Source organism: Pigmentiphaga sp. MLSB6-MA01 (assembly GCF_058793475.1).
In genome coordinates this window covers 366,087-372,481 of record NZ_JBXAFV010000005.1, presented here as the reverse complement: position 1 = coordinate 372,481, position 6,395 = coordinate 366,087, and the positions used below count along the sequence as shown (strand labels likewise).

5 protein-coding genes are annotated in these 6,395 nt (G+C 63.3%); all 5 read left to right on the top strand.

Annotation, left to right across the window (positions count from 1 at the left end; translation table 11 throughout):
* The first annotated feature begins 392 nt into the window (after nucleotides 1-392).
* The 5 genes from AC1Q6E_RS11560 (at nucleotide 393) to AC1Q6E_RS11540 (ending at nucleotide 6,267) form a co-directional block, all read left to right on the top strand.
* On the top strand, nucleotides 393-905 hold the full coding sequence (locus AC1Q6E_RS11560) for a MarR family winged helix-turn-helix transcriptional regulator (protein WP_152798022.1): 513 nt from the start codon (nucleotides 393-395) through the stop codon (nucleotides 903-905).
* Nucleotides 906-1,560: 655 nt separating this feature from the next.
* Complete coding sequence (gene mnmG / locus AC1Q6E_RS11555) at nucleotides 1,561-3,501, top strand: tRNA uridine-5-carboxymethylaminomethyl(34) synthesis enzyme MnmG (RefSeq protein ID WP_152798023.1); 1,941 nt, start codon at nucleotides 1,561-1,563, stop codon at nucleotides 3,499-3,501.
* A gap of 184 nt (nucleotides 3,502-3,685) precedes the next feature.
* Nucleotides 3,686-4,372 carry a 16S rRNA (guanine(527)-N(7))-methyltransferase RsmG gene (gene rsmG / locus AC1Q6E_RS11550; protein ID WP_492572765.1) on the top strand — a complete coding sequence of 229 codons (687 nt, stop codon included), beginning with the start codon at nucleotides 3,686-3,688 and terminating at the stop codon, nucleotides 4,370-4,372.
* A 57-nt stretch (nucleotides 4,373-4,429) separates the two neighbouring features.
* Nucleotides 4,430-5,308: a ParA family protein gene (locus AC1Q6E_RS11545; RefSeq protein WP_296555713.1), complete on the top strand. Its 879-nt coding sequence runs from the start codon at nucleotides 4,430-4,432 to the stop codon at nucleotides 5,306-5,308.
* Between the two features lie 17 nt (nucleotides 5,309-5,325).
* A complete protein-coding gene (locus AC1Q6E_RS11540; RefSeq protein WP_152798025.1) occupies nucleotides 5,326-6,267 on the top strand; it encodes a ParB/RepB/Spo0J family partition protein in 942 nt (313 codons plus the stop codon).
* Nucleotides 6,268-6,395: the final 128 nt, after the last annotated feature.

Genomic DNA, 6,395 nt, shown 5'->3' with positions numbered 1-6,395 from the left:
GGCCGCCCCAAGATGAAAAAGCGCCCCCTCGGGGGGCAGCGCCGCCGCGAAGCGGCAAGCGTGGGGGCTTTTTTTCATTGCCGGGCCGCCCCAAGATGAAAAAGCGCCCCCTCGGGGGGCAGCGCCGCCGCGAAGCGGCAAGCGTGGGGGCTTTTTTTCATGCCGCGCCGGCGTCGCGGTATTCCGTCGCGGGTAGGTGCGGGCGGGTCAGGCAGCAAGGACGATTGTGGTTTCCAGGCAATTAACATACATGACTGAATCTTGTATATTGATTTATTTCATTATTCGCGATTGGGAAATATCAGGATTTGTCATGGAATTGCGGAAAACCCGCCGGGACGAGGATAATGACACGCCGCGTTCACATGACGCCTCGTATGAGGCGCTAGCCGATGACAACCGACCTCCTGCGCGACGGCGCCGATCCTCTTCCTCTCAAAGCAACGCACGCGCATGAGCTGGACGATCTATTGGCTCCCAAAGTGGCGATGCTGACCAGGGCCTTGGCACGGGCTTCGCAGGCGGAGGCTCGTACGCAGTTCGGGTTTTCTCAGACGGAATGGCAGGTCGTCACGCTGCTTGCGAGTTCCCAACCCGCCTCGATACGTAAGCTTGCCGGGTTCGCCATGGTGGATGCCGCGCAGATCAGCCGGGCGGTTGTTTCGTTGTCCAGGCAAGGCCTGGTCGAAAGACGAACGTCGGAACGGGACAATCGCCAGGCCGCATTGAGATTGAGCCCCCCAGGCATGGACATTGCCGTTTCCTTGCGCCAATTGTCCAGGCAGCGCAACACCCGTTTGCTGGGCGGGTTTTCAGCCGAGCAGGTCCGTGAATTGTTCGACATGATGGATGTGCTGATCGCTCGGGCAATGCGGGAAGAAGTGGATGGCGCCCGGGAAGGGTAGAAAGCAGCGATCGTTGTCGGGAAACATGGGTAACGTCTTAAGGTAGCAGGGTGTGCCTGAAAACCTGGAGTACCACAGGGAAGGGACCCGATGTCTTGTGAAGTCGAGTTTTGGCAATTCGGCGTAGCGGCGCGCAAGCACTCCTACTATCGGTAGCGTGGCGGGTACGAGATATCCACCATCCATGGCATCGACACGCGTGCTGGCGGACGTGCCCCTGCGCTACGACCTTCCAATGTTTCACGTGAAACATCCGCGTGCCACGGCATCCCCGGAAGTCGGTTTGTGGCCAACAGGCGGCGGTCTATCCTTGTGTCGCGAATCCCCCATCCCTATGGCAGCGACACATCTTTGAGCCCTGGTCCAACTGCTGTCATGCCATCCGTTGCAACGATTGCCACATAGAACGGATAAGCTGGTCCGTCCGTGACCATCGTGTTGTTCGGTCTCCGCTTTTCGATGGCTGCCCAGAATTTTCCCAAATTGTTCCACGTGAAACACGCTAGAGCAGTCTGACCAGGGTATTGCTCGCCTTGGCGGGGCGAGAATCCTATAATCCCTAGTTACCGTGGCGTTTCTTTCTCCATGCCCGGACATTTTCCTGGCCATGCAGGCCAGGTCGCCAGCTTAGCGCTGGTCTTTTGTGGACCCCACCATGCTGTATCCAACCGAATTTGATGTGATCGTTGTAGGCGGTGGCCATGCCGGTACCGAGGCTGCGCTGGCCGCGGCGCGTGCTGGCTGCAAGACACTGCTGCTCACGCATAACATCGAGACCCTCGGGCAGATGTCCTGCAATCCCTCGATAGGAGGGATAGGCAAAGGCCATCTGGTGAAAGAGGTCGATGCGTTGGGGGGGGCCATGGCCTTGGCTACGGACGAGGCAGGGATCCAGTTCCGCATCCTGAATGCATCGAAGGGCCCCGCGGTACGGGCGACTCGGGCACAAGCCGACCGCGTGCTCTACCGTAAGGCGATCCGGCATCGCCTGGAGAACCAGCCCAACCTCTGGCTGTTCCAGCAGGCCGTGGACGATCTGATGCTGGAAGGGGACAAGGTGGTGGGTGCGATCACCCAGATCGGCCTGCGCTTTCGTGCGCGGGCGGTCGTCTTGACTGCGGGTACCTTCCTGAATGGCCGGGTGCACGTGGGTTTGCAGAACTATTCAGCAGGGCGGGCGGGTGATCCTCCCGCCATCTCGCTAGGCAAGCGGCTACAGGAACTCAACCTGGGCCAGGGACGCCTGAAAACCGGAACGCCGCCTCGCATCGATGGCCGCTCCATCGACTTCAGCGTGCTGGAGGAACAGCCCGGGGATCTGGATCCGGTACCGGTCTTCTCCTATCTGGGCGATGCCGCCATGCACCCGCGCCAGCTTCCGTGCTGGATTACGCATACCAATGCGCGGACGCACGAGATCATCCGCGGCGGCCTGGACCGTTCGCCCATGTACACCGGCGTTATCGAAGGGGTGGGGCCACGTTATTGCCCCTCTATCGAGGACAAGATCCATCGTTTCGCGGACAAATCTTCCCACCAGGTCTTCCTGGAACCAGAAGGGCTGACGACCCACGAGTTCTATCCGAACGGGGTATCGACCAGTCTGCCGTTCGATGTCCAGCTCGATCTGATCCATTCGCTGCCGGGGCTGGAAAATGCCCATATCCTGCGTCCCGGGTATGCCATCGAGTATGACTACTTTGATCCGCGTGGCTTGAAAACGTCGTTGGAGACACGAGCCATCTCCGGACTGTTCTTCGCCGGACAGATCAATGGCACGACGGGATACGAAGAAGCCGCAGCACAGGGGCTGTTGGCCGGGATCAATGCCGCCCTGAAGGTCAAGGGCGAAGAAGCCTGGGTGCCGCGCCGGGACGAAGCCTACCTGGGTGTCCTGGCCGACGACCTGGTCACGCGTGGCGTGACCGAGCCCTATCGCATGTTCACGTCGCGGGCGGAGTACCGCCTGAGCCTGCGCGAAGACAATGCCGATTGGCGCCTGACGGAAGCTGGCCGCCGGCTCGGGCTGGTGGACGACGCGCGCTGGGACGCGTTCAATCGCAAACGGGATGCCGTCGCGGGCGAGGTCGAGCGCCTGCGTTCCACGTGGATCAATCCCCGGATTTTCCCGGCCCACGTCGCCGAGCCGTTATTGGGCAAGGCGATTGAGCGTGAGTACACACTATTCGACTTGCTCAAGCGCCCTGACGTTTCCTATGATGCGCTTATGCAAGCGAAGAATGTGGACGAGGAATTGCTGGCGGGTCCAGGCGTCACGGACCGGATCGTTGCCGAACAGGTGGAGATCCAGGTCAAGTACGCGGGCTACATCGCGCGCCAGCAGAACGAGATCGACAAGCAGGCCGGACACGAGAACCAGCGTATCCCGGACGACATCGACTACGACTCGGTGCGCAGCCTGTCCTTCGAAGTTCGCCAGAAGCTCAAGACCCATCGGCCGCAAACCATCGGCCAGGCTGCCCGCATCTCGGGCATTACGCCTGCCGCCATCTCGCTCCTGCTGATACACCTGAAGCGCCGGCAATACGGACGGCTGGCTGCCGATTCCGCCGCCGACGCCAACCGGGCGGCATGAGCGTGCGGCACGGCCTATCGACAACGACACGCCTTCTCCCGGGAGAAAAGCCGCGCCACGACGAGACGGGAGGCTCGTCGGTATCGACGCGTGGCTTGCGGGGAAGCGTGTCCGCTTCCCCGGCAAGGGAAGCTCCCGACGGCCGGAGGGTCGTCCCATGAACATGTCCCGGAAACCGATCCCGATGCAGGAACCTTTCAATGGCGCCGTATTCGCGGCCCAGCTCGAGTCGGACTGCGCGGTGTTGCGCCTGCCGCTCGATCATGCGCGCATCGATCTGCTGCTGAATTACCTGGCGCAGATGCTGCGCTGGAATCGCACCTACAACCTCACGGCCATACGCGAGCCGGAGCAGATGCTTTTGCATCACATAACAGATAGTCTGTCGGTAGTGCCGGAACTCGCCCAGTGTCTTGCCGGCCAGCCTGCCAGCATCCTGGACGTGGGTTCGGGTGGCGGGCTGCCCGGCGTGGTCCTGGCCATCTGCCGGCCGGAATGGGAAGTGCTCTGCGTGGACGCGGTCGAGAAGAAGACCGCGTTCATCAAGCACGTGGCCGGCGTGCTGCGGTTGCCCAACCTGGATGCGACGCACGCGCGGGTCGAAGAGCTCGAACCCGCCGGGTGCGACATCGTCGTCTCGCGCGCGTTCGCGTCGCTGCACGACTTTGCCGCGCTGGCCGGGCGCCACGTCAAGCCGGGGGGAAGGCTGGTCGCCATGAAGGGCCATCCGCCGGAAGACGAGATGCAGGCGCTGAAGGACCAGGGAGCATGGCAGGTGGAAGGCGTCACGACACTTTATGTGCCAAGATTGTCCGCCCGTCGTTGCCTGGTCTGGATGGACCGTGTCGAAGACGGGGCGAGCGAGAGTTAGCAGAACGCGGCGCCGGCTATAGGCGCGTCAGATTCACCAATAATCAGGTTGTATTCGATGTCTTCCAATTCCAGCATGGTCAACGAGGCGGCGCCGTCCGGAAAAGAAACCGGCGAGCTGGAGGCGATCACCGGCGCCGAGCCGCTGGCCGCCAAACGCGCGCGGGCCACGGCCCGCATCTTCTGCATCGCGAACCAGAAAGGCGGTGTGGGCAAGACCACCACCGCGGTCAACCTGGCGGCGGCCCTCGTGGCCCAGAAGCAGCGCGTGCTGCTGGTCGACCTGGATCCACAGGGCAACGCCACCATGGGCAGCGGCATCGACAAACGCGAGCTGCAGGCCACGCTCTACCAGGTCCTGATCGGCGAAGCCAGCCTTGCCGATGCCGCCAAGGCGACGGAGAGCGGGTATGACGTCCTGCCCTCCAATCGCGAACTGGCCGGTGCCGAGATCGACCTGGTGGAGCTTGAGGAACGCGATCGCCAGTTGAAGCACGCGATCGCTTCCGTGGCCGACCGCTACGACTTCGTGCTGATCGATTGTCCGCCCACCTTGTCGCTGCTGACGCTGAACGGCCTGGCCGCCGCGCACGGCGTGATCATTCCCATGCAGTGCGAATACTTTGCCCTGGAGGGGCTGTCGGACCTGGTCAACACCATCAAGCGGGTCCATGCCAACCTGAATCCCGACCTGCGCGTGATCGGCCTGCTGCGCGTGATGTTCGATCCGCGCGTGACCCTGCAGCAGCAGGTCTCGGCGCAGCTCGAGAGCCACTTCGGCGACAAGGTATTCAAGAGCATCATCCCGCGCAACGTCAGGCTGGCCGAGGCGCCCAGCTATGGGCTGCCGGGGGTGGTGTTCGACCCCGCGTCCAAGGGGGCGCAGGCCTACGTGGCCTTCGGGGCGGAAATGATAGAGCGCGTGAAAACGCTATAGCTTTGGGGAAGCACATCATGGAAGTAAAAGCAGGATCTAAGGGTGTGAAGAAACCCAAAGGATTGGGCCGTGGACTCGACGCGCTGCTGGGGGCCGACATGCCGGCGGTCAGCACGCTGGGTACCCAGGCGGCGGCGCAGCCCGCACAGAAGGAAGGCCCGCCCAGCACGCTGCCGGTATCCAGCATGCAGGCCGGCCGCTACCAGCCGCGCTCGCGCATGGACGAAGGCGCGCTGGCCGAACTGGCCGAGTCGATCCGCACCCAAGGGGTGATGCAGCCCATCCTGGTCCGCGCCATCGAAGGCGGCCGCTACGAGATCATCGCGGGCGAACGGCGGTTTCGCGCCGCGCAGCTGGCCGCGCTGACCGAGGTGCCGGTGCTGGTGCGCGAAGTCAGCGACGAGAACGCCGCGGTCATGGCGCTGATCGAGAACATCCAGCGCGAGGACCTGAATCCGCTGGAAGAGGCCCAGGGCGTGCAGCGCCTGATCGGCGAGTTCGGCATGACGCACGAGCAGGCGGCGCAGGCCATCGGGCGGTCGAGGTCGGCCACGAGCAACCTGCTGCGCCTGTTGAACCTGGCCGCGCCGGTGCAGACCATGCTGCTGGCCGGCGATCTCGACATGGGCCATGCGCGCGCGCTGCTGGCGGTGGATGCCGCCACCCAGATCCAACTGGCCACGCAGATCGTGGCCAGGCGGCTGTCGGTGCGCGAGGCCGAGAAACTCGTCGCGCAGACGCTGCAGGAAGCCGCGCAGAAATCCAGCCGCAAACCGGCGGCCAAGTCGCGCGACGTGCTGCGGCTGGAAGAGGCCTTGTCCGACCGGCTGGGCACGCAGGTGGCGTTCAAGATCGGCGCGAAGGAGCGCGGCCAGATCATCATCGATTTCCACGGCTGGGAACACCTGTCGTCGCTGCTGGAAAAACAGGGCCTGGCCGACGTGCTGGAAAACAGCTGACAGGCATGGGACCCGCCATGCCGGCGGGTCCGCGCCGCGTGCCGATCAGAGCGGCAGGGCCAGCATGTGGTCGATGCTGAACGGATCGACGATGACCAGGCGCCGCCTGAGTTTGAGGCCTTCGCTGG

Bases quoted from the DNA above. Each gene is read 5' to 3' on its own strand.
- AC1Q6E_RS11560 (WP_152798022.1), top strand. From the start codon at position 393: ATGACAACCGACCTCCTGCGCGACGGCGCCGATCCTCTTCCTCTCAAA.
- mnmG (WP_152798023.1), top strand. From the start codon at position 1,561: ATGCTGTATCCAACCGAATTTGATGTGATCGTTGTAGGCGGTGGCCAT.
- rsmG (WP_492572765.1), top strand. From the start codon at position 3,686: ATGCAGGAACCTTTCAATGGCGCCGTATTCGCGGCCCAGCTCGAGTCG.
- AC1Q6E_RS11545 (WP_296555713.1), top strand. From the start codon at position 4,430: ATGTCTTCCAATTCCAGCATGGTCAACGAGGCGGCGCCGTCCGGAAAA.
- AC1Q6E_RS11540 (WP_152798025.1), top strand. From the start codon at position 5,326: ATGGAAGTAAAAGCAGGATCTAAGGGTGTGAAGAAACCCAAAGGATTG.